This window comes from Nocardioides sp. S5-5 (genome assembly GCF_054954065.1).
Genome location: NZ_CP199913.1, coordinates 3,806,838 through 3,831,239, shown reverse-complemented (window position 1 = coordinate 3,831,239; position 24,402 = coordinate 3,806,838). Strand labels below are relative to the sequence as shown.

24 protein-coding genes are annotated in these 24,402 nt (G+C 71.3%); 17 read left to right on the top strand and 7 right to left on the bottom strand.

Features of this window, described 5'->3' with window-relative positions:
• Positions 1-22: 22 nt before the first annotated feature.
• From ACUP6Y_RS18435 to ACUP6Y_RS18385, 11 genes are read left to right on the top strand one after another with little or no spacing between them, the layout of a single operon-like run.
• On the top strand, positions 23-1,075 hold the full coding sequence (locus tag ACUP6Y_RS18435; protein WP_462552304.1) for a lysozyme family protein: 1,053 nt from the start codon (positions 23-25) through the stop codon (positions 1,073-1,075).
• A 39-nt stretch (positions 1,076-1,114) separates the two neighbouring features.
• Entirely contained in the window at positions 1,115-2,890 is a 1,776-nt protein-coding gene (locus ACUP6Y_RS18430) for an ABC transporter permease (protein WP_462552303.1), read from the top strand.
• Position 2,891: 1 nt separating this feature from the next.
• A complete protein-coding gene (locus tag ACUP6Y_RS18425) occupies positions 2,892-3,740 on the top strand; it encodes an MlaE family ABC transporter permease (protein ID WP_462552302.1) in 849 nt (282 codons plus the stop codon).
• Complete coding sequence (locus ACUP6Y_RS18420) at positions 3,737-5,023, top strand: MCE family protein (protein WP_462552301.1); 1,287 nt, start codon at positions 3,737-3,739, stop codon at positions 5,021-5,023. The genes ACUP6Y_RS18425 and ACUP6Y_RS18420 overlap by 4 nt, the downstream gene beginning before the upstream one ends.
• Positions 5,020-6,048, top strand: coding sequence for an MCE family protein (locus ACUP6Y_RS18415; protein WP_462552300.1), 1,029 nt, complete (start codon positions 5,020-5,022; stop codon positions 6,046-6,048). The genes ACUP6Y_RS18420 and ACUP6Y_RS18415 overlap by 4 nt, the downstream gene beginning before the upstream one ends.
• On the top strand, positions 6,048-7,073 hold the full coding sequence (locus ACUP6Y_RS18410; RefSeq protein ID WP_462552299.1) for an MCE family protein: 1,026 nt from the start codon (positions 6,048-6,050) through the stop codon (positions 7,071-7,073). Before ACUP6Y_RS18415 ends, ACUP6Y_RS18410 begins: the two co-directional genes overlap by 1 nt.
• Positions 7,070-8,116, top strand: a complete 1,047-nt coding sequence (locus ACUP6Y_RS18405) for an MCE family protein (protein WP_462552298.1) — start codon at positions 7,070-7,072, stop codon at positions 8,114-8,116. Before ACUP6Y_RS18410 ends, ACUP6Y_RS18405 begins: the two co-directional genes overlap by 4 nt.
• 1 nt (position 8,117) lies before the next feature.
• Positions 8,118-9,479: an MCE family protein gene (locus ACUP6Y_RS18400; RefSeq protein WP_462552297.1), complete on the top strand. Its 1,362-nt coding sequence runs from the start codon at positions 8,118-8,120 to the stop codon at positions 9,477-9,479.
• A gap of 1 nt (position 9,480) precedes the next feature.
• Positions 9,481-10,659, top strand: coding sequence for an MlaD family protein (locus tag ACUP6Y_RS18395; RefSeq protein WP_462552296.1), 1,179 nt, complete (start codon positions 9,481-9,483; stop codon positions 10,657-10,659).
• Complete coding sequence (locus ACUP6Y_RS18390) at positions 10,656-11,288, top strand: hypothetical protein (RefSeq protein ID WP_462552295.1); 633 nt, start codon at positions 10,656-10,658, stop codon at positions 11,286-11,288. The genes ACUP6Y_RS18395 and ACUP6Y_RS18390 overlap by 4 nt, the downstream gene beginning before the upstream one ends.
• Positions 11,285-11,788, top strand: a complete 504-nt coding sequence (locus tag ACUP6Y_RS18385; RefSeq protein ID WP_462552294.1) for a hypothetical protein — start codon at positions 11,285-11,287, stop codon at positions 11,786-11,788. Before ACUP6Y_RS18390 ends, ACUP6Y_RS18385 begins: the two co-directional genes overlap by 4 nt.
• Before the next feature lie 37 nt (positions 11,789-11,825).
• On the opposite strand, the gene ACUP6Y_RS18380 is transcribed toward ACUP6Y_RS18385, so the two are convergent.
• The 3 genes from ACUP6Y_RS18380 to ACUP6Y_RS18370 are packed head-to-tail and all read right to left on the bottom strand — an operon-like array spanning position 11,826 to position 13,397.
• Positions 11,826-12,248, bottom strand: coding sequence for a hypothetical protein (locus ACUP6Y_RS18380; RefSeq protein ID WP_462552293.1), 423 nt, complete (start codon positions 12,246-12,248; stop codon positions 11,826-11,828).
• Positions 12,245-12,754: a helix-turn-helix domain-containing protein gene (locus ACUP6Y_RS18375; RefSeq protein ID WP_462552292.1), complete on the bottom strand. Its 510-nt coding sequence runs from the start codon at positions 12,752-12,754 to the stop codon at positions 12,245-12,247. The genes ACUP6Y_RS18380 and ACUP6Y_RS18375 overlap by 4 nt, the downstream gene beginning before the upstream one ends.
• Complete coding sequence (locus ACUP6Y_RS18370; protein ID WP_462552291.1) at positions 12,744-13,397, bottom strand: hypothetical protein; 654 nt, start codon at positions 13,395-13,397, stop codon at positions 12,744-12,746. Before ACUP6Y_RS18370 ends, ACUP6Y_RS18375 begins: the two co-directional genes overlap by 11 nt.
• Positions 13,398-13,424: 27 nt before the next feature.
• Here ACUP6Y_RS18370 and ACUP6Y_RS18365 point away from each other — a divergent pair, with 27 nt between their 5' ends.
• Entirely contained in the window at positions 13,425-14,060 is a 636-nt protein-coding gene (locus ACUP6Y_RS18365; protein ID WP_462552290.1) for a class I SAM-dependent methyltransferase, read from the top strand.
• On the opposite strand, the gene ACUP6Y_RS18360 is transcribed toward ACUP6Y_RS18365, so the two are convergent.
• Positions 14,053-14,649, bottom strand: coding sequence for a mismatch-specific DNA-glycosylase (locus tag ACUP6Y_RS18360; RefSeq protein WP_462552288.1), 597 nt, complete (start codon positions 14,647-14,649; stop codon positions 14,053-14,055). The genes ACUP6Y_RS18365 and ACUP6Y_RS18360 overlap by 8 nt on opposite strands.
• A 25-nt stretch (positions 14,650-14,674) precedes the next feature.
• On the opposite strand from ACUP6Y_RS18360, the gene ACUP6Y_RS18355 reads away from it, so the two are divergent.
• The gene (locus ACUP6Y_RS18355; protein ID WP_462552287.1) at positions 14,675-15,859 is read left to right on the top strand and encodes a site-specific DNA-methyltransferase; all 1,185 of its coding nucleotides are present in this window, start codon (positions 14,675-14,677) and stop codon (positions 15,857-15,859) included.
• Here the strand turns inward: ACUP6Y_RS18355 and ACUP6Y_RS18350 are convergent.
• Positions 15,852-17,288, bottom strand: a complete 1,437-nt coding sequence (locus tag ACUP6Y_RS18350) for a WS/DGAT/MGAT family O-acyltransferase (protein ID WP_462552286.1) — start codon at positions 17,286-17,288, stop codon at positions 15,852-15,854. The genes ACUP6Y_RS18355 and ACUP6Y_RS18350 overlap by 8 nt on opposite strands.
• 146 nt (positions 17,289-17,434) lie before the next feature.
• Between ACUP6Y_RS18350 and ACUP6Y_RS18345 the strand changes: the two genes are divergently transcribed.
• Complete coding sequence (locus ACUP6Y_RS18345; RefSeq protein ID WP_462552285.1) at positions 17,435-18,892, top strand: FG-GAP-like repeat-containing protein; 1,458 nt, start codon at positions 17,435-17,437, stop codon at positions 18,890-18,892.
• On the opposite strand, the gene ACUP6Y_RS18340 is transcribed toward ACUP6Y_RS18345, so the two are convergent.
• The gene (locus ACUP6Y_RS18340; RefSeq protein ID WP_462552284.1) at positions 18,889-20,016 is read right to left on the bottom strand and encodes a glutamate--cysteine ligase; all 1,128 of its coding nucleotides are present in this window, start codon (positions 20,014-20,016) and stop codon (positions 18,889-18,891) included. The genes ACUP6Y_RS18345 and ACUP6Y_RS18340 overlap by 4 nt on opposite strands.
• Before the next feature lie 41 nt (positions 20,017-20,057).
• Here ACUP6Y_RS18340 and ACUP6Y_RS18335 point away from each other — a divergent pair, with 41 nt between their 5' ends.
• On the top strand, positions 20,058-21,401 hold the full coding sequence (locus ACUP6Y_RS18335; protein WP_462552283.1) for a threonine/serine exporter family protein: 1,344 nt from the start codon (positions 20,058-20,060) through the stop codon (positions 21,399-21,401).
• A 3-nt stretch (positions 21,402-21,404) separates the two neighbouring features.
• On the opposite strand, the gene ACUP6Y_RS18330 is transcribed toward ACUP6Y_RS18335, so the two are convergent.
• Positions 21,405-21,998 carry a TetR/AcrR family transcriptional regulator gene (locus ACUP6Y_RS18330; RefSeq protein ID WP_462552282.1) on the bottom strand — a complete coding sequence of 198 codons (594 nt, stop codon included), beginning with the start codon at positions 21,996-21,998 and terminating at the stop codon, positions 21,405-21,407.
• Between the two features lie 50 nt (positions 21,999-22,048).
• Here ACUP6Y_RS18330 and ACUP6Y_RS18325 point away from each other — a divergent pair, with 50 nt between their 5' ends.
• Complete coding sequence (locus ACUP6Y_RS18325; RefSeq protein ID WP_462552281.1) at positions 22,049-23,563, top strand: flavin-containing monooxygenase; 1,515 nt, start codon at positions 22,049-22,051, stop codon at positions 23,561-23,563.
• The gene (locus ACUP6Y_RS18320) at positions 23,560-24,396 is read left to right on the top strand and encodes an SDR family NAD(P)-dependent oxidoreductase (RefSeq protein WP_462552280.1); all 837 of its coding nucleotides are present in this window, start codon (positions 23,560-23,562) and stop codon (positions 24,394-24,396) included. The genes ACUP6Y_RS18325 and ACUP6Y_RS18320 overlap by 4 nt, the downstream gene beginning before the upstream one ends.
• Positions 24,397-24,402: the final 6 nt, after the last annotated feature.

Here is a 24,402-nt window from a genome sequence, read left to right as displayed (position 1 = left end):
GCCAACGGCGAAGGCGCGGAGGATGCGTTCACCGCGTGAGGTGGCCCTGGTCGTCGTCGGTGTCCTCCTGGCGGTCGCCGGGCTGGTCGGGGGTGGCGTCTCGGCCGTCACCTCCGGCCAGCGCCCGGTCGACACCGCGCCGCTCGAGCGGCGGGCCCTGTCGACGGTGGCGGAGCGGTCCGAGCGGGTGCCGGCGGTCGTGGTGGACGCGGTCCACGACGAGCGTCGGCAGCGGGTCGGCGCGGCGAGCGACTTCCCGGGGTCCCTCGGCTCCATCCCGGCTGAGGCGGTGGCCGCCTACCAGCGGGCGGCCGCGGTCCTGGAGTCGGCGGACGACTGCGGCCTGGACTGGACGGTGCTGGCCGCGATCGGCCGGATCGAGTCGGATCATGGTCGCGGGCCCAGCGTCGGGAAGCCGCTCGACGGCCGGGGTGGTCGCGGCGTCGTCGCGGACACCGATGGGGGTGCCCTCGACGGCGAGCTGCGCTGGGACGCGCCGGTCGGTCCGCTCGGGCTGTTGCCGACCACGTGGACCCGGGTGGCGGTCGACGCCGATGCCGACGGGATCCGCGACCCGCGAGACCTCGACGACGCCGCGCTGGCCGCGGCCGTCCAGCTGTGCGCCGGCCAGGACCTGAGCACCCGGCGCGGGCTACGGACCGCCCTGGCGGCCTACCACCACGCGCCGGGGTTCGTCCGCACCGTGCTGCGGATCGCCCATCGCTACACGCGCCAGGGCACCGAGGTCCCGGTGATCCCGCTGCCCTCGCCGCTGCCGGTGCTGCCCGAGGACTGCACCTGCGCCCAGGCTCGGCTGCGGGCGCCGCTCGACGCGCTCGCCACGCCCTCGCCGACCAGCCGCCCGCCCGAGCCGGAGCCGACCCCAATCACCGAGCCGTCCGAGGAGCCGTCCGAGGAGCCGTCCGAGGAGCCGTCCGAGGAGCCGTCCGAGGAGCCGTCCGAGGAGCCGTCCGAGGAGCCGACCGAGGAGCCGTCCGAGGAGCCGTCCGAGGAGCCGACCGAGGAGCCGACCGACGAGCCGACCACCACGACCCCCATCCCCGAGCAGTCATGACTCCCCACGAACAGCGCACCGACAGGCAGGAGGCCCGCCATGGGCGGCACCGTTGAGGTCACCGGACTCACCAAGAGCTTCGGGTCCCAGAACATCTGGAGCGACGTGACGCTCACCCTGGAGCCGGGAGAGATCACCGCGCTGCTCGGCCCGTCCGGGACGGGCAAGTCGGTCTTCCTCAAGTCCCTCATGGGCCTGCTCAAGCCCGAGTCCGGACGCTGCCTGGTCAACGGGGTCGACATGGTGACGGCCAAGGAGTCCCACCGCCTGGAGCTGCGCAAGAAGTTCGGCGTGCTGTTCCAGGACGGCGCGCTGTTCGGCTCGATGAGCGTCTACGACAACGTCGCGTTCCCCCTGCGTGCCCACACCCGCAAGAGCGAGACGCAGGTGCGCGAGATCGCCATGCAGAAGCTCGACATGGTCGGCCTGCTCGGCCAGGAGCACAAGCTGCCGGGCGAGATCTCCGGCGGCATGCGCAAGCGCGCCGGCCTGGCGCGCTCGCTGGTCACCGAGCCGGAGATCATCCTGTGCGACGAGCCGGACTCCGGCCTCGACCCGGTCCGGACCGCCAACCTCGCCCAGCTGCTGCTCGACGTCAACGCGCAGACCGACGCGACCATGCTGGTGGTCACCCACAACATCGAGCTGGCGCGCACCCTGCCCGACAACCTCGGGATGCTCTACCGCCGCCAGCTGGTGATGTACGGCCCGCGCGAGCAGTTCCTGCTGACCGATCACCCGGTGGTCTCGCAGTTCATGGCGGGCGACCCGGTGGGCCCGATCGGGATGAGCGAGGAGGTCGACCACTCCAGCACCGCGCCGCTGCTCGACGACTACGGCTACCCGGTGGACGGGCCGTCCGGCGCGCCCACGATGGTGCGGGCCGGTGCCCGGGCGATCGAGGTGCTGCCGCGCCAGCTGCTGCCCGCCAGCGGCCTGCCGCGTCCCGCCACCGAGCGGCACGCCCGCCGGGTGGCGAGCGGCGAGGCGAGTCTGTACGTCGCCGACGACGAGGAGGCGGACCGACCCCCTGCCGTCGTCCGCCCCGATCCACTGACCCGCGCGCTCGACCAGACCGGAGCCTTCTTCGCGCTGGGCCTCGACACCATCCGGGCCGCTCTCCGCCGACCCTTCGCCGCGCGCGAGGCGCTCGACCAGTTCTGGTTCGTCACCAGCGTCTCGTGGATCCCGGCGATGCTGATCGCGATCCCCTTCGGTGCGGTGATCGCGCTGCAGCTCGGCACCCTGACCGTCCAGGTCGGCGCCCAGTCCTTCACCGGCGCGGCCTCGGTGCTCGCCGTCGTGCAGCAGGCGGCGCCGATCGTGACCACGCTGGTGATCGCGGGAGCCGGAGGTGCCGCCATCTGCGCGGACCTCGGCTCGCGGACCATCCGCGACGAGATCGACGCGATGCGGGTGATCGGCGTCGACCCGGTCCAGCGCCTGGTCGTGCCGCGGGTGCTGGCCTGCGTGGTCGCCGCGGTGCTGCTCAACGGCCTGGTCTCCGTGGTCGGCGTCCTCGGCGGCTACTTCTTCAACGTCATCGTCCAGGGCGGTACGCCGGGCGCGTACCTCGCCAGCTTCACCGCCCTCGCACAGCTCCCGGACCTCGTCGTGGGCGAGCTCAAGGCGGTCATCTTCGGCTTCCTGGCCGGCGTCGTCGCGGCGTACCGCGGCCTCAACACCCGCCCTGGCCCCAAGGGCGTGGGGGAGTCGGTCAACCAGTCGGTGGTCGTCACCTTCCTGCTGCTGTTCTTCGTCAACTTCGTCGTCACCACGCTCTACCTCGAGCTGGTACCCGGGAAGGGAGCCTGAGATGGCGACCGCTACTCGACCGGCCGTGGCCAGGCGCCCGTGGTGGGACCGCCGCCTCGACCGGGTGGCGCAGACCGGCAAGGACATCCGGTTCTACGGCCGGGTGCTCGCCGGCATCCCCGCGGCGCTGCGGCTCTACCCGAAGGAGGTGTGGCGGGTGCTCTCGGAGGTCTCGTTCGGCACCGGCGCGCTCGCCGTCATCGGCGGCACCGTCGGCGTGATGACCGGGATGAGCCTGTTCGTCGGCACGGTCGTCGGCCTGCAGGGGTACGCCGCCCTGGACCAGATCGGCACCAGCACCCTCAACGGCTTCATCTCGGCCTACTTCAACACCCGCGAGATCGCGCCCCTGGTCGCCGCGCTCGCCATGTCCGCCACGGTCGGCGCGGGCTTCACCGCCCAACTCGGCGCGATGCGGATCAGTGAGGAGATCGACGCGGTCAAGGTGATCGGGCTCGACGCGGTGCCCTTCCTGGTCTCCACCCGGGTGGTGGCGGGGTTCATCGCGATCATCCCGCTCTACGTGATCGGCCTGCTGACGTCGTACGCCGGCAGCCGGCTGGTCACGGTGCAGCTGCGTGGTCAGTCCGGGGGCACCTACGACCACTACTTCCAGCTCTTCTTGCCGCCGATCGACATCCTGCTCAGCTTCGGCAAGGTGCTTGTCTTCGCGGTGCTGGTCATCCTCATCCACTGTCGCCTCGGCTTCTTCGCTCGGGGCGGGCCGGCGGGTGTGGGCGTGGCCGTGGGGCGCTCGGTGCGCCGCACCCTCGTGGTGGTCGCGGTCCTCGACCTCGCGCTGTCGATGGCGATGTGGGGAACCACCACGACGGTCAGGATCGCCGGATGAGCCCGGTGTGGGGCCGGGCTCGCGATCTCCTGCTCGGCGTGGGGTACGGCGTCCTGGTGCTCGCTCTGGGGGCGGGCACCTGGCTGGCCTACAACCAGGTCTTCGTCGACCGCAGCGTCATCCGGCTGACCACGGGGACGGTCGGCAGCGCACTGCAGAAGGGATCGGACGTGAAGCTCAACGGGGTGCCGGTCGGCAAGGTCACCGACATCGAGCCCCGCACGGGCGGTGCGACGCTCACCCTCGCGCTGCAGCCCGACGTGCTCGACGACCTGCCGACCGGCACGACCGCGCGGCTGCTGCCGAAGACCCTCTTCGGCGAGCGGTACGTCGCCCTGGTCCGGCCCCGCTCCGGCGGCGCCACGCTGGAGCCGGGCGACACCATCCACCAGGACGCGTCGTCGTCGGCGGTGGAGCTGGAGGAGCTGTTCGACCAGTTGCTGCCGGTGCTGCAGGCGATCCAGCCCGACAAGCTGTCCGCGACGCTGGGAGAGTTCGCGCTGATGCTGCGCGGACAGGGCGGCGAGATCGGCGACACGGTCGTGGCGTGGGGCGACTACCTCGAGAAGCTCAACCCGCTGACGCCGCAGATGGCCGACGACCTCGCCGCCTTCGGCCGGGTCGCCGAGACCTACGCCGACGCGGCGCCCGACCTCCTCGACGCGCTCGACAGCATGACCACGACCTCGCGCACCCTCGTCGCGGAGCGCTCCGCGATGACCAAGCTGTTCGCCGGCGTCATCGTCGCGGCCGACGACACCAACGGCTGGATGGTCAAGAACTCGGCCACCGTCATCACACTGTCGAAGCAGAGCCGCAAGGCGCTGGAGGCGGTGGCGCCGTACGCCGTGCAGTTCCCGTGCCTGTTCAAGGCGCTGCGCGACTTCATCCCGGTCATGGACAAGACCCTCGGCAAGGGCACCGACGAGCCCGGCGTCCACGTCGTGCTCAACGTGACGGCCGACCGCGGGCGCTACCAGCTCGGCAAGGACGACCCGACCTACCTCGAGAAGGGCACGCCCCGCTGCCCCTACCAGGACGGCAGCGTGAAGCCGGTCGCCTCGCGGGGGACGCCCGAGCGGATCGGGCCGCCGCCGAGCGACCGCATCCAGCGCGTCTTCGCCGACGCCGCCGGCCTGGGCGAGGCGAACTCGCCGGCCGAGAACCGGCTGATCGCGGAGCTGATGGCTGCGGAGGCCGGGGTCAGCCCGGCGGAGTACCCGACGTGGAGCAGCCTGCTGGTCGGGCCGCTGCTGCGCGGTGCGGAGGTGGAGGTCCAGTGAGCAGCTCCCGCGGCGCGCTGGCGCTCACCTTGACCAAGTCGCTGATCTTCGCCGTCGTCACCGTCCTGGCAACGCTCGCCCTGGCCGGCACGATCCGCAACGGCACGTCCGGCCCCAGCAACGAGTACGTCGCGATCTTCAGCGACGCCACCAGCCTCAACAAGGGCGACGACGTGCGGATGGCCGGCGTGAAGGTCGGCACCGTCACCGGCGTCGAGGTCGTCGACGACCACTCCGCGCGGGTCTCCTTCACCGTCGCCGACAACGCGCCGCTCGGGCGCGGCGCCCGCGCCCTGCTGCGCTTCCGCAACCTCGTCGGCCAGCGCTACGTCGCCCTCGAGCCGGGCGACGTGGCCGGCAGCAGGCTCGCACCGGGCCACGTGTTCGGGCTCGACGCGACGCAGCCCGCGCTCGACCTGACCGTGCTGTTCAACGGCTTCCAGCCGCTGTTCCGGCTGCTCGACCCCGAGGACGTCAACAACCTCAGCGCCCAGGTGATCGCGGTCTTCCAGGGCGAGGGACCGACGGTCGAAGGACTGCTGAAGAGCACCGCCAGCCTGACCTCGACGCTCGCCGACAGGGACGAGGTGATCGGGCAGCTGATCACCAACCTGTCCTCGGTGCTCGGCGTCGTCGAGGAGCGCTCCGGGCAGCTCGACACCACGCTGGTCACCCTCCAGCAGCTGGTCAGCGGCCTGGCCGCCGACCGCACGACGATCGGCTCGACCATCGACGGGATGGCGGACCTGTCCGACAGCGTGGCGGGGCTCCTGGAGGAGGGCCGGGCGCCGCTCAAGCGCTCCATCAAGGCGCTCGGCGACCTCTCGGGGGTGCTGGCCAACAACGAGGACGTCATCGACAAGGCGCTCTCGACCCTGCCGACCAAGCTCGAGCGGGTCGCGAGGCTGGCCAGCTACGGCTCCTGGGTCAACTTCTACATCTGCTCGATCAAGGGCCGGATCCCCCTGCCCGAGGGCTACTACGGCGACCTCGGCGTGCAGCCGGTCGCGGGGAGGTGCCGCTGATGACGCGCACGAAGCGGCGGTTCCCGACCGCCTTCGCCGAGCGCAACCGGGTGCTGATCGCCGTGATCGGCCTGGTGACCCTGATCGCCACCTGCTACGCCACCTTCAACGCCGAGGACCTGCCGGTCGTCGGCGGTGGCACCCAGCACCAGGCCTATCTCGCCGAGGCGGCCGGGCTGCGCGCCGGTGACGAGGTCCGGGTGGCCGGCGTGAAGGTCGGCAAGGTCACCAAGGTCGACCTCGCCGGTGACAAGGTGCTGGTCGGCTTCCGGGTCAAGGGGGTCGAGATCGGCAGCGAGTCGTCGGCGGCGATCAAGATCAAGACGCTGCTCGGCCAGAAGTACCTCGCCGTCTCGCCCGCCGGCACCGACGAGCTCGACGAGCCGATCCCGCTCGAGCACACCACGACGCCGTACGACGTCAACGCGGCCTTCTCCGACCTGTCCTCCACGATCGGGGAGATCGACACCGCCCAGCTCGAGCACAGCATGGCCACCCTCGCCGACGTCTTCGCCGACACTCCGGAGTCGGTGCGCGGCATGGTCGACGGGCTGACCCGGCTCTCCCACACGATCTCCAGCCGCGACGAGGAGCTGACGCGGCTGTTCCGCTCCACCTCGAGCGTCACCGACACCCTGGCCGCACGCAACGACGAGATCGGCAAGCTGGTCGACGACGGCGACCTGCTGCTCACCGAGCTGGCCAACCGCCGCGAGTCCATCCGCAAGCTGCTCCAGGCCACGACCCGGCTCGGACGGGAGCTCGCGGGCGTCGTACGCGACAACCAGGTGCAGCTCAAGCCCGCGCTCGACAAGCTCGACAAGGTCGCCGCGATGCTGCGCCGCAACCAGCAGCACCTCAGCGACGCCGTCGGGGTGCTCGGTCCCTACTACCGGATGCTGACCGCCGCGATGGGCAACGGGCGCTGGGTCGACTCCTACATCTGTGGGCTGTTCGACGCCGACGGCGCACCCGTGCTCGACAACGACGTGGTCCGCGACTGCCGACCCGGAGGTGGCTCATGAAGTCCCGGTCTCTGCGCTGGACGGCGCTGCGTTGGACAGCCGTGGCCGTCGGTCTGGTGCTCCTCGTCGCCGCGACCGTGGTCGGGGCGCGGATGCTGCGACCCGGCACCGAGCTGATCGCCGACTTCGACTCCGCGGTCGGCCTGTACCCGGGCTCCGACGTCCAGGTGCTCGGCGTCCCGGTCGGCACCGTCACGAAGGTCAAGCCCGTGGGCGGCGGGGTCCGGGTGACGATGCGCCTCGACGAGGGCCGCAAGGCCGCGCCCGGCACCGGTGCCGTGGTCGTCGCGCCGACCCTGGTCAGCGACCGCTACGTCCAGCTCACCGAGCCGTGGGTACGCGGCCCGGCGCTCGAGGACGGCGCGCGGATCACCAAGACGGCGGTCCCGGTCGAGATCGACGAGATGTACAAGAGTCTCGCCGACATGGGCGAGGCGCTCGGTCCCAACGGCGCCAACCGCAACGGCGCGCTCTCGGACTTCCTCGACACGATCGCCGAGAACCTCGACGGGCAGGGGGCCTCCATCAACACCATGCTGCGCGACTTCTCGAAGGCCTCGGCGACCGTCTCCGGCGTCGACGACGACTTCTTCGCCACGATCACCCACCTCGACACGCTCAACAAGACCCTGCTCGACCACGACCAGGGCGTCGCCGGCGCCAACCAGCAGCTCGCCGTCGTGTCCCAGTACCTCGCCGAGGACCGCGAGAACCTCTCCTCGTCGATCACCGAGCTCGGCAAGGCGCTCGCGCTGCTCGAGGACTTCGTCAAGGAGAACCGCGGCGCGCTCAAGCGCAGCGTCGACGGACTGCGCGGACCGACCCAGGTGCTGGTCAACCAGAGGAAGTCGCTGGCCGAGGCGGTGCGCACCATCCCGCTCGCGCTGCAGAACTTCCTCAACAGCTACGACCCTGGCTCCGGCACCCTCCAGGGCCGCGGCGATCTCAACGAGCTGACCGTGTGGAGCGACGACGGCAAGTCTGCGCGCACCTCCGGCGACGCCCCGCCGCTGCTGCTGCCCGGCCTGGACGGGGGCGAGTGAGATGCGCGTCCCGCTTCGTCGTACGACGGCCGCGCTGGTCGCGGTCCTCGGCCTCGGCCTCGGCCTGTCCGGGTGCGGCGTCCTCAGCGGCGGTGTCTACAACGCCCCGCTGCCCGGTGGCGCCGACCTCGGCAAGGACCCGATCACGGTGACCGCCGAGTTCGACGACGTCCTCGACCTGGTGCCCCAGTCCAGCGTCAAGGTCGACAACGTGGCCGTCGGGCGAGTCACCGACATCGACCTCGGTGACGACGGCCGTACCGCCACGGTCACCATGGAGGTCCGCCGCGACGTCGACCTCCCCGCGGCGACGACCGCCCGGCTGCAGCAGACCTCGCTGCTGGGGGAGAAGTACGTCGCCCTGGTGCGCCCCGAGGGCGGCGGCGAGAACACCCCGGCGCCCGGGCACCTGGCCGACCATGCGCTGCTCACCACCGCCGACACCGACGCCGCGGCCACCGCCGAGCAGGTCCTCGGCGCGCTGTCGCTGGTCCTCAACGGCGGCGGGATCGGACAGTTCCAGGAGATCTCCCGCGAGCTGCAGCAGGTCGGCGACGGCCAGACCGACGAGATCCGCAACTTCCTCGACCAGCTCAACCGGTTCGTCGGCGTCCTCGACCAGCGCAAGGACGCCATCACCGGCGCGATCGACGGCCTGGACCGGCTCTCGACCACGCTCGACGGCGATCGCGAGCAGATCGTGAAGGTGCTCGACGAGCTGTCCCCGGGCATGAAGGTGCTCGTCGAGCAGCGACCCCAGCTGACCAAGATGCTGCAGTCGCTCGACCGGCTCTCGAAGGTCACGGTGCGCACCCTCGACGCCTCGCAGAAGGACATGGTCCGCGACCTGCGCGCCCTCGACCCGATCCTCGCCGAGCTCGCGAAGGCCGGCGCGGACCTGCCGAACTCCCTCGAGATCCTGCTGACCTATCCGTTCCCCGACTCGGTGCTCGACGCGATCCGCGGCGACTACCTCAACGTCTTCATGACCACCAACTTCCGCACCCTTCCTGCGGGGTGTGCGGCGGTTGGCTGCCAGTGGCCCCAACCCACGGCAGGTGGCGGGTCGGCGGCGCGCTCCCGCAACCTCTCCCTCCCCGGGGAAGCGCCGCCGACCATGCTGCCGTCCACCGACAGCGCGAGCCCGACGACCGGCACGCCCACCGTGCCCGGTCCCTCGATCCTGCCGAGTGCACCGACCTCGTCGGGATCGCCGTCCGGATCGGCCTCGGGGTCGGCCTCCGGGCCGACTGCCGGGCCGACTGCCGGGTCGGCCTCCGGGTCGCCCTCGGGCCCGGAGTCCCCGAGCGGCTCGTCCAACGACACCCCCAGCGGCTCGGCCACCAGCGAAGGAGGCGAGTGACGTGCAGCAGCTCACCCGCGGAGTCCACGTCAAGCTCGGCCTGTTCGTGCTGGTCGCACTGCTCGGGACCAGCTACCTCGGTGCGTCGTACGTCGGCTTCACGCCGTTCACCGACGGCTACCGGGTCAGCGTGTCGCTGCCCGAGGCCGGCGGCCTGTTCGTCCACTCCGAGGTCACCTATCGCGGCGTCCAGGTCGGCAAGGTGACCGCGCTGGAGCCGACCGACGACGGGGTGGAGGTGACCGCCGAGATCAGGCCCGGCGCTCCCGACATCCCGGCCGACTCCACGGCGCGGGTGCGCAACCGGTCCTCGATCGGCGAGCAGTACCTCGACCTGGAGGGCACCACGTCGAAGGACCTGCTGGCCGACGGTGACCACCTCAGCGGCGGTCGTGACGCACTGCCACAGGACCTGTCCGAGGTGCTGCGCGCCGGTCGCGACCTGATCGCGTCGGTGCCGTCGGACTCGCTGAACACCGCGATCGACGAGGGATACCTGCTCTCGCAGGGGATCAGCCAGGACTTCGGCCGGCTGCTGAGGACGTCGAAGGACTTCCAGGAGGCGGCCGACGACAACTTCCTGGTCAGCGCCTCGCTGATCCGCAACGCCGACCGGGTGCTGGCCACCCAGGAGGACTCGAGCACCGCGATCGGCTCCTACAGCAAGGACCTCGCCCTGTTCGCCCAGGCCCTCGCCGACTCCGACACCGACCTGCGCACCCTGATCGCAGCGACGCCGGGCGCGTCGAAGGAGCTGAGCCTGCTCATCCGCGACGTCGGGCAGCCGCTGTCGAACCTGATGGACAACCTGGTCTCGACCGCGACCATCTTCGGGGCCAACGCCGCCGGCGTACGGGACTCGCTGATCCGGCTGCCGGAGGCGGTCAGCATCGGCTGGGCGACGACCAGCGCGCGGGGCATCAACCTCGGCATGGTGCCGACCTTCTTCAACCCGCTGCCCTGCACCGCTGGCTATGGTGGCACGGCGCTGCGCCGGGGCACCGACACGTCTCAGGGACCGCCGCTCAATCAGAAGGCGGGTTGCACCGCACCACGCGGCGAGGGCAACGTCCGTGGTCCCCAGGCCGTCGCCGGAGGAACCGGCGACGGTCCCGCGCGGCGCCCGGCCGACGTCGATCTCGTCGAGGATCTCGACGACCTGCTGGGAGGCGGTCGGTGATGGGAGGATTCGGCTACGACGTGGAGGAGCTCGACATCAGCGACGAGGACCGGCCTGCGCAGGAGCAGGCACACACACCCGCATCCGACCGGCCGCCCGGCGACCGATCCGGCGACCGGGCCGGATCGCGCGCGATCGAGCTGGGTCTGCTGGTGCTGGCCGCGGTCGTGCTCGTGGCCGGAGCGGCCAGCTGGCTGCGGGCCGGCGACCACGATGCGGCCGCGGTGAAGCGCGCGGCGCTGCGCGACACGGTGCTGATCACCGCCCGCAGTCACATCGAGACCATGAACACGCTCGACCACAACGACGTCGACGCCGGCCTGGAGAAGTGGCAGGACGTCACGACCGGCACCCTCAAGGACCAGATCGCGGCCACCGACGCCGAGACCCGGCAGCTGATGGCCGACCAGCAGATGGTCTCCACCGGCAAGGTCGTCGACGCGGCCGTCCTCGACCTCACCGCCAGCACCGCCACTGTGGTCGCCTCGGTCGAGGTGACCGTCCGCGACGACGGCGACCCCTCGGCCGCACCCAGTGTGAAGCGCAACCGGTACGCCGCCGACCTGGTCAAGGTCGGCGACCGCTGGCTCCTCGAGGGCCTCGACCAGGTGGCGGTGGAGATCAAGTGAGCGTCCTACGCCGGCACGCGGCCCTGGGCCTGACCGCGCTGCTCCTCATGGCGGCCGTGATCGCCTTCTGGCAGGCCGACGCGGCCCGCGGCACCGACCACGTCGGCAACCACGCCGTCGTCGACGCCACGGCGACCACCGAGGTCCAGTCGGCCGTGGCGGCCGCCCTGGTCCGGGTCTTCAGCTACGACTTCAGCGACCCGGCCCCGACCCAGCAGGCTGCCGACGACCTGCTCGCCGGCAAGGCCCGCCGGCAGTACGACCTGCTCTTCGCCGCGCTGGAGGACAAGGCCCCCGGGCAGCAGCTCGTGCTCACCGCACAGGTGCAGGTGGCCGCGGTCAAGGAGCTCACCGCACACTCCGCCACCCTGCTGGTGTTCCTCGACCAGGCCTCCCAGCGGGTCACCGACAAGGAGTCGGCGGTCTCCGCGGCGCAGCTCTCGGTGCGGGCCGCCAAGACCGGCGGGACGTGGCGGATCACCGGCATCGAGCCGCTCTGAGACAGCCTGGAACCGGTGGTGACAGGCTGAGCCCGCTTTACTCGTGATCGACGGCCTGGTGGACCAACATCGGGAGCTGGTACGAGGCCAGCCCACTTCGCTGGCACATCGTCGCGAGATGTTCACGCAGGTACGGATGCACCTGGTAGAGCGCGCCCTGGAGGCCGAACGTCTCGATCTGCTCCGGCGTGAGGATGACGCTCTCGTCAAGGCCGTAGGTGGCCACATAAGAGACGTCTCCTGATGCGATTGGCTCCTCGTTCTCGTCGTTGCGCACGGTGTACTCGAGCGTGACGAGGTAGGCCACCACACCTTCTGGAGCCTGGTCGAGCACCTGGACCTGGCCGCTGGTCTCCAGCGCCGGAGCCTGACCTGGAGAACCACCTCCACGGGCGTGGGTGCATGCATGCAGGTGGATCGACCGCAGGGCGATGGCGTCCAAGAACGAGGTGCCGCTCATCGCGCTCTCCAGCTCTGGCGGTTCGAGCGAGTCGAGCTCGAGAGGTCAGCCGCGAATACCTCTGCGGCGTCGACAACGACGTGGCCTCCGTCGGGGCCGGCCGGGCGCCAGACGAAGGACTGGCTGGACTCGACGCCTGTGGCAGCGGCAGGCGTCTCGGTCGTCCGGACCGGCTCGCGTCGTCGCCGCGGGGCACGCGGCAGAGCGATCACGGGGCCGCTCCCGGCTCGGGGACGCGCAAGCAGCTCGAGCTCGTAGCCGCAGGCGTCGAGGAACCTGGCCAAGGTGGCGATCCGGACGTTCCCGTCGCCCGACAGGATCTGCGTGATGCGCCCCGGGGAGACGCCCATCGCCTGCGCGACGTCCTTCTTCAGTGTGCCGCTCGCGTCGTGGACCTTCTCCATCAGGGAGCCGATGAGGGAGGACAGGCGTACTGCGGCCAGGTCGTTGCGAGCGCGTGGATCTGCCTCGACTCTCTCGAGCTCGGTCGTGCCGTCAACTGTCATGGCGCAGGTCCTCCTCTCTGATACGCCGCCCTTCCTCGATGTCGAGCGGGTCGGCCAACTGGTCGGTCTTCGGCCAGCAGTTGGCCAGTCGAAGATGATGGTCAAGTTCCGGGAACCACCACATGTCGCTGTCGGGCTCCAGCGCGTCAGCTCTGTTCCGCACCTTGCCCTTCGGCCGGAATGTTCCATCTCCGGGGGTGTCGTAGAAGACCAGGCGCTTGTTGGCGACCTTGAACTCCCACAAGCCGTCGTCCAGGGAGTTCACGTGGCCGGTGCGTTGAGGCTCGCCGTGGTTGGCGAGGTACCTCATCTGGTCGATGAACCTCGACCAGTCCTGCAGCTGCTCGTCGTGCGGCAGCTGGTCGGCCTCGGGGTCATCGGCCCACATCCCCTCGCGTAGTTGGTCAAGGAACGCCTTCGCCGGAAGCGCGCCGTCCTGCCGGATGGCGTACTCGATGGTGTGCCACGCACCCTTGACGACGATCGGTCGTGGAAGTTTAGGCATATCTAAAGTCCTCGGGCAAGTGGCGGATTGTCCGACAGTGGGCTTGATCGGAGGGTGGCCGCTGGAGCGGTCGGCTGAGGCGATCGTGCAGCGGGGGTCCGACAGTTCGCGCGTCGGCCGCGGAGTCGGATCGCTCACACCCGTGCCGTCGGTAGGGTCGCCGCCATGACCGCCGCCCCCGGAACCCGCCGCCAGCGGCGCTTCGCGCGCTGGTATCCCGACCTGATGCAGCGGGCCGAGGACGCCGGCCAGGCCGAGATCCGGGGCCGGCACCTCGCCCGGGCCCATGGCCGGGTGCTCGACCTCGGCACCGGCAACGGGTTCTCGGTGCCGCACTACCCGGCGGCCGTGGCCGAGCTGGTGATGGTCGAGCCCAACCCGGGGCTGCGCCGGCAGCTGCAGCGTCGTACCGCCGACATCCGGGCGCGGACCTGGGAGATCGTCGACGGCGACGCCTATGCGCTGCCGTTCGCGGACGACTCCTTCGACACGGTGAGCGCGTCGCTGGTGTTCTGCTCGCTCGACCGCCCCGAGGCCGCGCTGGCCGAGCTGGCCCGGGTCACCCGGCCGGGTGGCACCTTCCTGTTCCACGAGCACGTCCGCGGCACCGGCCTGCTCCGGGTGCTGCACGAGGTCGCCACGCCGCTGCAGTCACGGCTCGCCGACGGCTGCCGCCTCAACCGCGACTTCCTCGGCCTGCTGGAGGGCTCGGCGTTCGAGGTCACCGAGGTCGAGCGCCTCCGGATGCCGGGCCCGCCGGCCCGGATCACGCCGATGGTCGTCGGCGTCGCGGTCAGATGAGGCCGGCCGCCAGCGCCACCTCGCGGTAGGCGGCGGCGAGCGAGGCGACGGTCTCGTGGGCGTTCAGGCCGCTCGGGTTCGGCACCACCCACAGCTCGGCCCCGGACCACAGGTCGTCGAGCGTCTCGGGCTGGCGGCCGGGGACGGCCTTGGGGAGCCCGAAGGCGGTGCGGTACGCCGTGATCCCGGCGATCGCGACCACCCGGGGCCGCTCGCGGGCGACCAGCTCGGTCAGCTGCCTGCCCCCGTCGCGCAGCTCCTCGGCGGACAGCTCAGAGGCCTTGGCGGTGGCACGGTGGACGACATTGCTGATCCCGATGCCGCGCTCGCGCATCATGGTCCGCTCGACGTCGCTCATCCCGTCGGCCGGATCGACCGGCTCGGTGATCACGCCGCCGAGCAGCAGGGCGGGGTAGAAGCGGTTGCCGGGATGCGCGAAGTGGGTCTGCGTCGCCGCGGTCCACAGACCCGGGTTGATGCCCACGAACAGCAGCTTGAGCACCTGGCCGGGCGCATTCGGGAGCAGGTCGGGGACCATCGCGTCGCGATAGGACTCGAGCTCGGCTCGGGAGAAGGTACGGCGCGCCACACCCTGAGCCTGTCACGATGAAGCCGTGGTCAACGAGCCGGGACCGTGGAACAGCTTCGTCGAGGGCGACAACCTCGACGTCCTCGCCGCGCTGCCCGACGTGTCGTACGACCTGATCTATCTCGATCCGCCCTACAACACCGGCAACGACTTCGCCTATCACGACGACTTCAGGGGCGTCCGTGGCGCGGGCGCCGCGGGTCGGCATGCCGCGTGGGCGGCCTACCTGCGGCCGCGGCTCGAGGCCGGGCGCCGGGTGCTCGCCGAGACCGGCGCGCTGTTCGTGAGCATCGACGACCACGAGGTCGCGCACCTGCGGCTGCTCCTCGACGAGGTGTACGGCGAGGCGAACTTCCTCGCGCAGGTCGTGGTCAACCTCAACCCGAAGGGGCGCCAGCTGGGGAAGGGTTTCGCGACCTCGCACGAGTACCTGCTCGTCTATGCGAAGGACGCCGCTCGCTGCGTGCTCGACGCGACCTCGGCGGCCACGGTCGTCGAGTCGGACTTCCCGCTGGAGGCTCCCGACGGACGCCGCTACCGCCGCCTGCCGCTGCGCAACACCAACAAGAGGTTCAACCCGCTCTCCACACCGACCCTGCACTTCGCGGTCTGGGGCGACCCCGCGACCGGGCAGGTCGCGACCGATCCGTTCCCGGGCGCGGTGGAGATCAAGCCGGTGTTCGGGGACGGTACGCCGGCCGTGTGGCGCTGGTCCCGGCCCCGGATCGACGAGCGGCCCGACGACCTGGAGTGCCGGGTCGTGCGCGGGGCGCGGGGCGAGCGGGTCGACGTCTACCAGCGCGACTGGCGCCATCCCGTCGGCGGGCGGCGCAAGAAACTGCCGACCATCTGGCTGGCCGAGGAGGTCGGCTCCACCGACACCGCGGTCGCCGAGCTCAAGGACCTCCTCGGCCACGTCTTCGAGTCGCCCAAGCCGACCGGGCTGCTGCTGCGGGTGATCGGCACCATGCCCGACGACGCCCGGGTGCTGGACTACTTCGCCGGCAGCGGCACCACCGGGCACGCCGTCGCGCTGGCCAACGCGGCCGACGGCGGCCGGCGTACCTGCCTGTCGGTGAACTCCGCCGAGCCCACCCGCCCCGGCTCCAACGCCGAGCGCGCCGGCCACTCGACCGTCTCCTCGGTCACCCGGGCCCGGCTGCGGGCGGTCGCCGAGCGGGTCGGCGGTGGGTTCGTGGAGCTCAGCTGACGCCGGCCGCCCGCTCCAGCGCGACCAGCTCGTCGTCGAGGAAGGTGAGCAGCCGCTGCAGGTGGGGGACGGTACGCCGGCAGCCGGTGAGTCCGAAGCCCATGTTGCCGGCGTACGACGTGCAGGTGATGTTGAGTGCCATGCCGTTGATCGGGATGGAGACCGGGTAGTTGCCGACCAGCTGCGCGCCGTTCCAGTAGTGGGGGACCCGGGGGCCCGGCACGTTGCTGATGATCAGGTTGTACGGCGGGCGCACGATGCCCTGCATCCTGAGCATCGGTACGACGATCGAGGGCGCCATCCCGATCGCGCTCATCGCGACGATCTGGTTGGGCGTCATGGAGGAGAGCGCCTCCTTGCCGTCCTTCATCGACGCGGCAATGGTGCGCAGCCGCTCGGCGGGGTCGGCCTTGTCGGTGGCCAGGCGGACCATCACCGAGCCGATCGCGTTGCCGCCGTCGGCGGACGGCGTCCCGGCCGGACGGCCCTTGAGGCCGACCGGGACCATCGACACCATGGACTGCTCGGGCAGCGCGTCGAGCTCGGCGAGGTAGGTCCGCATCGCGCCGCTGCACATGGCGAGCACGACGTCGTTGATCGTCGTACCGGTGGCCTTGCCGACGCCGCGGATCCGCTCCACCGGCCAGTCCTGGGCGGCGAAGCGGCGGGCCCCGGTGATCGACTGGTTGAAGATCGTGCGCGGCGCGGCCAGCGACACCGCGGAGGTCTCGTTGCGCAGGCCCTTGCGCAGCGTCTTGACCAGCGCGAGGGGCATGCCGGCGGCGTCCGCGCTCAGCGAGAGCGCGGTACGCACGGTGTCGCCGGGCAGGTCGGCGAGGGTGCGCGCCGCCGTCTGGAGCGCGGCCGCCGGGGTGTCGGGCTCGCGGCGACGGGCGGCGCCCTCGGCGAAGGGCGCGGGCATGCCGCGGCGCGCGGCATCGGAGGAGAGCACGCTCGCCATCAGCCGCATCGCGGAGATGCCGTCGACGAGGGCGTGGTGCAGCTTGGTGTACATCGCGACCCGGCCGTCGGCCAGGCCTTCGATCACATGGGTCTCCCACAGAGGCCGCTCCCAGGCGAGCCGGGTGGAGTGCAGCCGGCCGACCAGCTCCAGCAGCTCGCGCACCCGGCCCGGCTGGGGCAGCGCACTGTGCCGCACGTGGTGCTCGACGTCGAACTGCTCGTCGTCGCGCCAGACCAGGGTGCCGCCCGTCTTGACCGAGCGGTACGGGTGCTTGAGGAACAGCGGCGCGATCCGCTCCGTGTCGCGCATGGACTCGAACATCTCCCGCACGTAGTCCGGCCCCGCGCCCGCGGGCGGCTCGAAGAGCTGGAGCCCGCCGACGTGCATCGGCATGTTGCGGTTCTCCGCGAGCAGGAACGCCGCGGAGGTCGGGTCGATCAAGCGGTTGCCGGGAACGGAGACCACGGAGCAGCCCCTTTCATCGCAGGTGGCCCCGATCCTCGCGCGTCGTGACGGCCGCCACAAGCGAATCGGCGTGGCCGGCGAGGCGTGACCCGTTCCGGCGCGGGGTAGGAGGGCCCCGGCTGCACGCGAACGGATGGGATCAGGCCTTGAGCAACATCACCCCTCCCGGCTGGTACCCGGACGGTGACGGCATGGAGCGCCGTTGGGACGGCTCCGAGTGGACCGACGAACGGCGCCCGATGACTCGGTTCGCGCCGGTCGAGGAGTCGACCCGGGCGCGGCCGGCCTCGTCCGCCCCGTCCACCCCGCCGACCGCCGTACCGACGCCGGCGCCACTGCCGGCGCCCGCGGCACCGCCGGCCGGCTACGGCCAGGTCCCCTCGCCCGGGTACGGCGGCCCGACCACGCCCCACGACCCGATGCCGCCGCCGCGCCGCGGTCGGCTCGGGCTGTGGGTCGCGCTGGGTGTCGTGCTGGTCCTGCTCGCCGGTGCGGCCGGCACCCTGGCCGCACTGCGTCCGTGGGAGGACGACCCGAGTGCCGGCGGCGGGGATGGGGGCGAGCACCCCGCGGCGATCCAGGGCGACCTCGACGGCGACGGACACGGCGACGCGGTCTTCTACTTCTCCCCGGACTACGACCGCACGGACCGGGTCACCGCGAGCAGCAATGGCACCGTGTTCACCACCAGCGCGGTCGCGGTCGAGCAGTCGAAGGAGCCGAACCAGCTCTCCCTCGACTGGGACGACGACGGCACCAACGAGCAGCTCAGCTGGTCCTTCGTCGACGACGCCAACCAGCTCACCCTGTCCTCGACCGACAAGGAGTTCCCCGGCGACCAGACCTTCCGGCTGCCGCTGTCCTCCCTCGACAGCTTCACCCGGATCCAGGTCCAGGCCGGCGACTTCGACGGCGACGACACCCCCGACCTCGCCCTCGTCGGCCCGAACGACCGCAGCGTCGAGGTGCAGGTGCTACTCGGCGACGGGACCGGCGGCTTCGCCGATCCGGTGCGCTGGGCGTCGCTGACCAACGCGACGATCGACTCGACCGAGATCCGGGCCGGCGACTTCGACCACGACGGCAGGGCGGACCTGTGGACCCGGCTGCCCGCGGAGAAGGTCAAGGACGAGGACTACTCCGGCTACTACTCCGGCAAGCGGGGCTATGCGCTGCTCAGCTCCACCGGACGCGACTTCGAGGTCGGCGCGGTCGTCGAGGACGACCTGTTCGCCGACGCCTATCTGGTCGGCGACGTCATCGGCGACGGCACGACCAGCCTGGTCGCCGTCCAGGCCAGCTCGTACCACGAGGAGCTCGAGGTCACCGTCTACGACCTGGCAGACGGCCGCCCGCGCGCCGTCGAGGGCTTCACCGGCACCTCCACGATCGGCCAGCGCAGCCTCCAGGGCGCGACGCTGAGCGACGTCGACGGCGACGGGCGCGGCGACATCGTGTTCGTGGTCAAGGCCTCGCAGGAGGCCAAGTTCACCGGCGTGCAGGTGATGAAGTCGACCGGCACCGGCTTCGAGCGCGCGACCGTGTGGGCCGAGACACCGCCGTGCGACAGCTCGGACTGCCGGATCGAGTTCCCTGGGTCCTAGAGTCCGGCCTTCAGCTCGGTCACCACCGAGTCGACGACCGCGACCAGGTCGTTGCCGGTGCGCTCGGCGACCGCCCGCTGCCGCACGTACGACGGCCCCCGGGTCGCGATGTCGAGCACCGACGCCAGCTCCGCCTCGCACCCGAGCCGGGCGGCGACCGGCTCCAGGCGCGGCACCAGCTCGGCCAGGTCGTCGGTGACCAGACGCTCGTTGGACGCGGCGTCGAGGATCACGATCGCGTCGACGCCGTACCTGGCGGCGCGCCACTTGTTCTCCTGCACGTGCCACGGCGGCATCGTGGTCAGCGCCCCGCCCGCCGCGACCCGCTCGTCGAGCCAGACCACCAGGCAGTGCATGAGCGCGACCAGGCCCTGCATGTCGGCCAGGGTGGAGACGCCGTCGCAGATCCGGTTCTCGAGCGTGCCGTGGTTGATGGCCGGGCGCAGGTCCCAGCGGATCTCGCTGAGCTCGTCGATCACGCCGGTCGTGAGCTGGTCGTGGGCGAAGTGCTCGAACTCCTCCCAGCGCTCGAACTGGAAGGGCAGGCCCGCGGTCGGCAGCTGCTGGAACATCAGCGCCCGGTTGGAGGCGTAGCCGGTGTCGATGCCCATCCAGATCGGCGAGGACGCCGAGAGCGCCTGGAGGTGCGGCGCGTAGGTGAGCAGGCCGTTGAGGACCTGCATCACCCGCTCCCGCTCCGGCAGCCCGACATGCACATGCACGCCCCAGATCAGCATCTGGCGCCCCCACCACTGGGTGCGGTTGATCAGCTCGGCGTACCGGTTGCCCTCGGTCAGCTGTTGACCCGTCCAGTCCGCGAAGGGGTGGGTGGCGGCGCCGTACAGGTCCAGGTCGAGGTCGTCGGCCGCGCTCGCGACGTGCCGCAGCGTGTCGCGCAGGTCGGCCATCGCCTCCCCGACGGTGTCGCACACGCCGGTCACGACCTCGACGGTGTTCTTGAGCAGCTCCTTGTGGAGCTTGCCCGGCTCGGGCATCCGCGGCTTGGCCCGGGCGAAGAGGTGGGCGGCCTCGTTGCGCAGGTCGCGGGTGCGACGGTCGACCAGCGCGAACTCCCACTCCACCCCCAGCGTCGGCTCGGCCGAGCCGTGGAAGTCGATGCGCACGCGATCAGCGTAGGGCCTGGCGGACCTGACAGCATGACGACATGGACGACCTGCGGACCCTCCACCGCACGCTCGACCTGTGCCTCAAGGTCGGGGAGGTGCTGCTCTCCTCGGGGGCCGGCGCGCCCGACGTGGTGGCGACGATGCGGGCGCTGGCCCGGGCGCTCGGCGTGCGGCACACGCAGGTGGACGTCACCTTCACCTCACTGGCGATGAGCGTCCAGCAGGGGCCCGACGAGGCGCCGGTGGTGCAGCTGCGGGCGGTGACCCAGCGCGAGATCGACTACGAGGACCTGACCCGGGTCGACCACCTGGTGCGCGATGTCGTCGCGGGGAAGACCGACCTCGAGGGTGCGCGCACCGAGCTCGCGCAGATCGTCTCGTCGGGCCATGCCCGGCCGCTCTGGGCGGCCACCTTGGGCTGGGGCGTGATGTGCGGTGGCGTCGGCCTGCAGCTCGGCGGCAACCCGGTCGTGGTGCTCGTGGCGATGCTGGCGGCGATCTGCATCGACCGGCTGCAGCTGCTGATGACCCGGCGCCGGCTGCCGGGCTTCTACCAGCAGGTCGCCGGTGGCGTGGTCGCCACCGTGCTCGCGGCGCTCGGCACTCGGCTGGCCGAGCCGTGGATCCACCTCAACGCGTCGCTGGTCGTCACCGCCAACATCATCATGCTGCTCGCCGGCATCGGCTTCATGGGAGCCGTCCAGGACGCGCTCTCCGGCTTCTTCGTGACCGGCGGTGCCCGGATCCTCGAGGCGGTGCTGGCCACCGCCGGCATCATCACCGGCGTCAGCGGCGGGCTCTCGCTGTGCGCGGCGGTCGGCCTGGACATCCCCAGCCTGACCCTGCCGCGCTTCGACCTGGTCGGGGTGAGCGCGGTCGGGGCGGGCGGCGCGATCGGCGCGGCGGCGTTCGCGTTCGCGTCCTACGCACCCCTGCGCACGCTGCTCCCCGTCGGCGTCCTCGGCGGCCTGGCGATCGCCGCCACCGAGGCGATGTCGCAGGCCGGGGCCGGCCGGACCTTCGCGGTGGGCCTGTCCGCCTTCGTGATCGGCGTCTTCGGCTACACCGTCGGGCGCCGGTTCCGGGTCCCGCCGCTGGTCGTCGTGGTCTCCGCGGTGGTCCCGCTGTTGCCGGGCCTGTCGATCTATCGCGGTCTGTTCCTGCTCGGCGAGGAGGGCGGCCAGCAGGCCGCTCAGGGCCTGCTGGCGATGGTCACCGCCGCCTCCGTCGCCATCGCGCTGGCCTCCGGCGTGATCCTCGGCGAGTACGTCGCCCAGCCGGTCATGCGCGAGGCCCGCCGGGTCGAGGCCCGGCTCGCCGGCCCCCGCCTGGTCGGGGTGACCCGGGTCCGGCGGCGCAGCCGGTCGTCGCGGCGCCCCTGAGGCTCATGGCAGGGTGTCGACCAGCGCCGGGAGGGATGTGGTGATCACCTGGAGCAGGTCCTCGCGGGACAGCCCGGCGGGCGAGTCGCACCAGGTGAGGACCAGGTCCTCGACCATGGCCTGCCAGGCGTGGATGAGCAGGCGCACGGCGGGGGTGTCGGGGATGACCAGGCCGCCGGGGTCGGCGGTGAAGAACCGCTCGGCGAGGGCCGCGAAGGTGGTGTCGTAGATCGCGCGGAGGCTGTCGTTGCCGGCGGTGGCGGCCTTGACGAGGGAGCGGTAGCCGGCGTGGTTGGCGATGACGTAGTCCACGTATCCGGTCAGCGATGCGAGCAGCCGCTCCAGCGGCTCGCCCTCGTCGGGGGGAGCGGTGCGGGCGTAGAGGTCGTCGGCGGCGTGCTGGACGACGGCCTCGTAGAAGCCCTGCTTGCCCCCGAAGTAGTGATACATCAGCCCGCGCGAGATGCCGGCCTCCTCGGCGAGCAGGTCGATGGAGAGCTCCTCGAGGGAGCGGGAGGCGAGCAGCCGGACCCCGAGCTCGAGCAGCTGGGTACGGCGCTCGTCGGGAGTGAGGCGGGTGCGCGTGGGCGTCGTCACGTCGGGCAGTCTATTGACAGAAGTTCAATAGCGCCAATAGCGTCCCTCCCATGAGTGCAACCCCGGGTCGCAGGAATGTGGACCACCTCATCGTCGGCGCCGGCTTCGCCGGTCTGGCCGCGGCCATCAAGCTCGACGAGGCCGCCGAGCGCGACTTCGTCGTCATCGAGAAGGACAGCGACGTCGGCGGCACCTGGCACATCAACACCTACCCGGGTGCGGAGTGCGACGTCCCGAGCCAGCTCTACTCGTACTCCTTCGCCCTGAACCCCGAGTGGTCCAAGGTCTACTCGCCGCAGCAGGAGATCTGGGAGTACACCCGCAAGGTCGCCGAGGACTCCGGCACGCTGGACCGCTTCGTGTTCGACACCGCCGTCCTCGACGCGCGGTGGGACGACGGCGAGCAGCGCTGGATCGTGCGCACCGAGGGACCCGCCGGCGTGCAGGAGTACGCCGCGCGCACCGTCGTCGCGGGTGCCGGCGGCCTCTCCGAGCCCCGGCTCCCCGAGATCGAGGGCATCGACGACTTCCAGGGCGAGATCTTCCACTCGGCGCGCTGGAACCACGACGTCGACCTCACCGGCAAGCGGGTCGCCGTCATCGGCACCGGCGCCTCGGCCATCCAGCTCGTGCCCGAGCTGCAGCGGGTGGTCGGCCACCTCGACGTCTACCAGCGCACCCCCAACTGGGTCATCCCGCGCAACGAGCGCTCCTTCACCGCCTTCGAGAAGACCGTGTTCAGGCGGGTTCCCGGCGCCCAGCGGGCGCTGCGCGCGCTCGTCTACGGCACCCTCGAGTCCCGCGTGCCCGCGTTCGCCACGTTCCCGCAGGCGATGCGCGCGGTCGAGCTGCAGGGCAAGAAGAACATCGCGAAGGGGATCTCCGACCCCGACCTGCGCCGCAAGGTCACGCCCGACTACCGCGCCGGCTGCAAGCGGATCCTGATCTCCAACAAGTGGTATCCCGCGCTCGCGGCCGACAACGTCGACCTGGTGACCGACCCGATCGCCAAGGTCACCGGCAACGCGATCGTCACCGCCGACGGCGTCGAGCGGCCGATCGACGTGCTCGTGGTGGCCACCGGCTTCTATGTCACCGAGCCGCCGATCGCGCGGCACATCACCGGACGCGACGGTCGCACGCTCGGCGACCTGTGGGACGAGAGCGGGATGGCGGCGTACAAGGGCACCACCTTCCACGGGTTCCCCAACCTGTTCCAGATCGTCGGGCCGAACACCGCGCTGGGCCACTCCAGCATGATCTTCATCATCGAGTCCCAGGTCCGCTACGTCGTCGAGGCGGCCAAGGCGATGCGCCGCGAGGGCCTCGGCGCGGTGGAGCCGACGCAGGCCGCGCAGGACGCGTGGACCGCCGAGATCCGTCGCAAGATGAAGCCCACCGTGTGGCAGACCGGCGGCTGCGCCAGCTGGTACCTCGACAAGTTCGGCAACAACACCACCCTGTGGCCGGGACAGACCTTCACCTTCCGCCAGCACCTGAGCAGGTTCGACCTCGACAAGTACGACGTCGAGGCCACCAACGAGCGAGAGGCAGTCCCCGCGTGAAGCACCTCAACAACAAGGTCGTCGTCATCACCGGCGCAGGCTCGGGCATCGGCCGCGCCCTGGCCGTGAACCTGGCCGGCAAGGGCGCGCGGCTCGCGCTGTCCGACGTCGACGAGACCGGGCTCGACGAGACGGCGGCGCTGGCCAAGGACGCCGGCTCGCCCGACGTGCGGACCGCTCGGCTCGACGTCGCGGACCGCGAGGCGTTCGCGTCGTACGCCGCCGGTGTGGCCGAGCACTTCGGCCAGGTCAATGTCGTCATCAACAACGCCGGCGTCGCGCTGGCCGGTGACGTGACCGACCTGGCGTACGACGACATCGAGTGGATCGTCGGCATCAACTTCTGGGGCGTCGTGCATGGCACCAAGGAGTTCCTGCCCCACCTCATCGCCTCCGGTGACGGGCACGTCGTGAACCTCTCCTCGCTCTTCGGCCTGCTCGCGATGCCCGGCCAGAGCGCCTACAACGCCACCAAGTTCGCGGTGCGCGGGTTCACCGAGGCGCTGCGCGAGGAGATGCTCATCGCGGGCCACAAGGTCGGCGTGACCTCGGTCCACCCCGGCGGCATCAAGACCGCGATCGCCCGCAACGCCCGGGTCTCCGACAAGGAGGACAAGGCCGCCACGGCAAGGCTGTTCGACGAGAAGCTCGCCAAGATGACCCCCGAGCGGGCTGCCGAGATCATCGTCAGGGGCATCGTGAGGAACCAGGCCCGGGTCCTGGTCGGCCTCGACGCCCACGCGCTGCACAACTTCGCGAAGTTCACCGGCTCGCGCTACGAGGACGTCGTCGCGCTGGTCTCGAAGAAGGTGCTCCCGGCCAAGGCGGTCTGACCTCTA

Coding starts and splice junctions, on each gene's coding strand:
- ACUP6Y_RS18335 (WP_462552283.1), top strand. CDS start 20,058: ATGGACGACCTGCGGACCCTCCACCGCACGCTCGACCTGTGCCTCAAG.
- ACUP6Y_RS18405 (WP_462552298.1), top strand. CDS start 7,070: ATGAAGTCCCGGTCTCTGCGCTGGACGGCGCTGCGTTGGACAGCCGTG.
- ACUP6Y_RS18325 (WP_462552281.1), top strand. CDS start 22,049: ATGAGTGCAACCCCGGGTCGCAGGAATGTGGACCACCTCATCGTCGGC.
- ACUP6Y_RS18435 (WP_462552304.1), top strand. CDS start 23: ATGCGTTCACCGCGTGAGGTGGCCCTGGTCGTCGTCGGTGTCCTCCTG.
- ACUP6Y_RS18420 (WP_462552301.1), top strand. CDS start 3,737: ATGAGCCCGGTGTGGGGCCGGGCTCGCGATCTCCTGCTCGGCGTGGGG.
- ACUP6Y_RS18430 (WP_462552303.1), top strand. CDS start 1,115: ATGGGCGGCACCGTTGAGGTCACCGGACTCACCAAGAGCTTCGGGTCC.
- ACUP6Y_RS18410 (WP_462552299.1), top strand. CDS start 6,048: ATGACGCGCACGAAGCGGCGGTTCCCGACCGCCTTCGCCGAGCGCAAC.
- ACUP6Y_RS18375 (WP_462552292.1), bottom strand. CDS start 12,754: ATGACAGTTGACGGCACGACCGAGCTCGAGAGAGTCGAGGCAGATCCA.
- ACUP6Y_RS18365 (WP_462552290.1), top strand. CDS start 13,425: ATGACCGCCGCCCCCGGAACCCGCCGCCAGCGGCGCTTCGCGCGCTGG.
- ACUP6Y_RS18400 (WP_462552297.1), top strand. CDS start 8,118: ATGCGCGTCCCGCTTCGTCGTACGACGGCCGCGCTGGTCGCGGTCCTC.
- ACUP6Y_RS18380 (WP_462552293.1), bottom strand. CDS start 12,248: ATGAGCGGCACCTCGTTCTTGGACGCCATCGCCCTGCGGTCGATCCAC.
- ACUP6Y_RS18425 (WP_462552302.1), top strand. CDS start 2,892: ATGGCGACCGCTACTCGACCGGCCGTGGCCAGGCGCCCGTGGTGGGAC.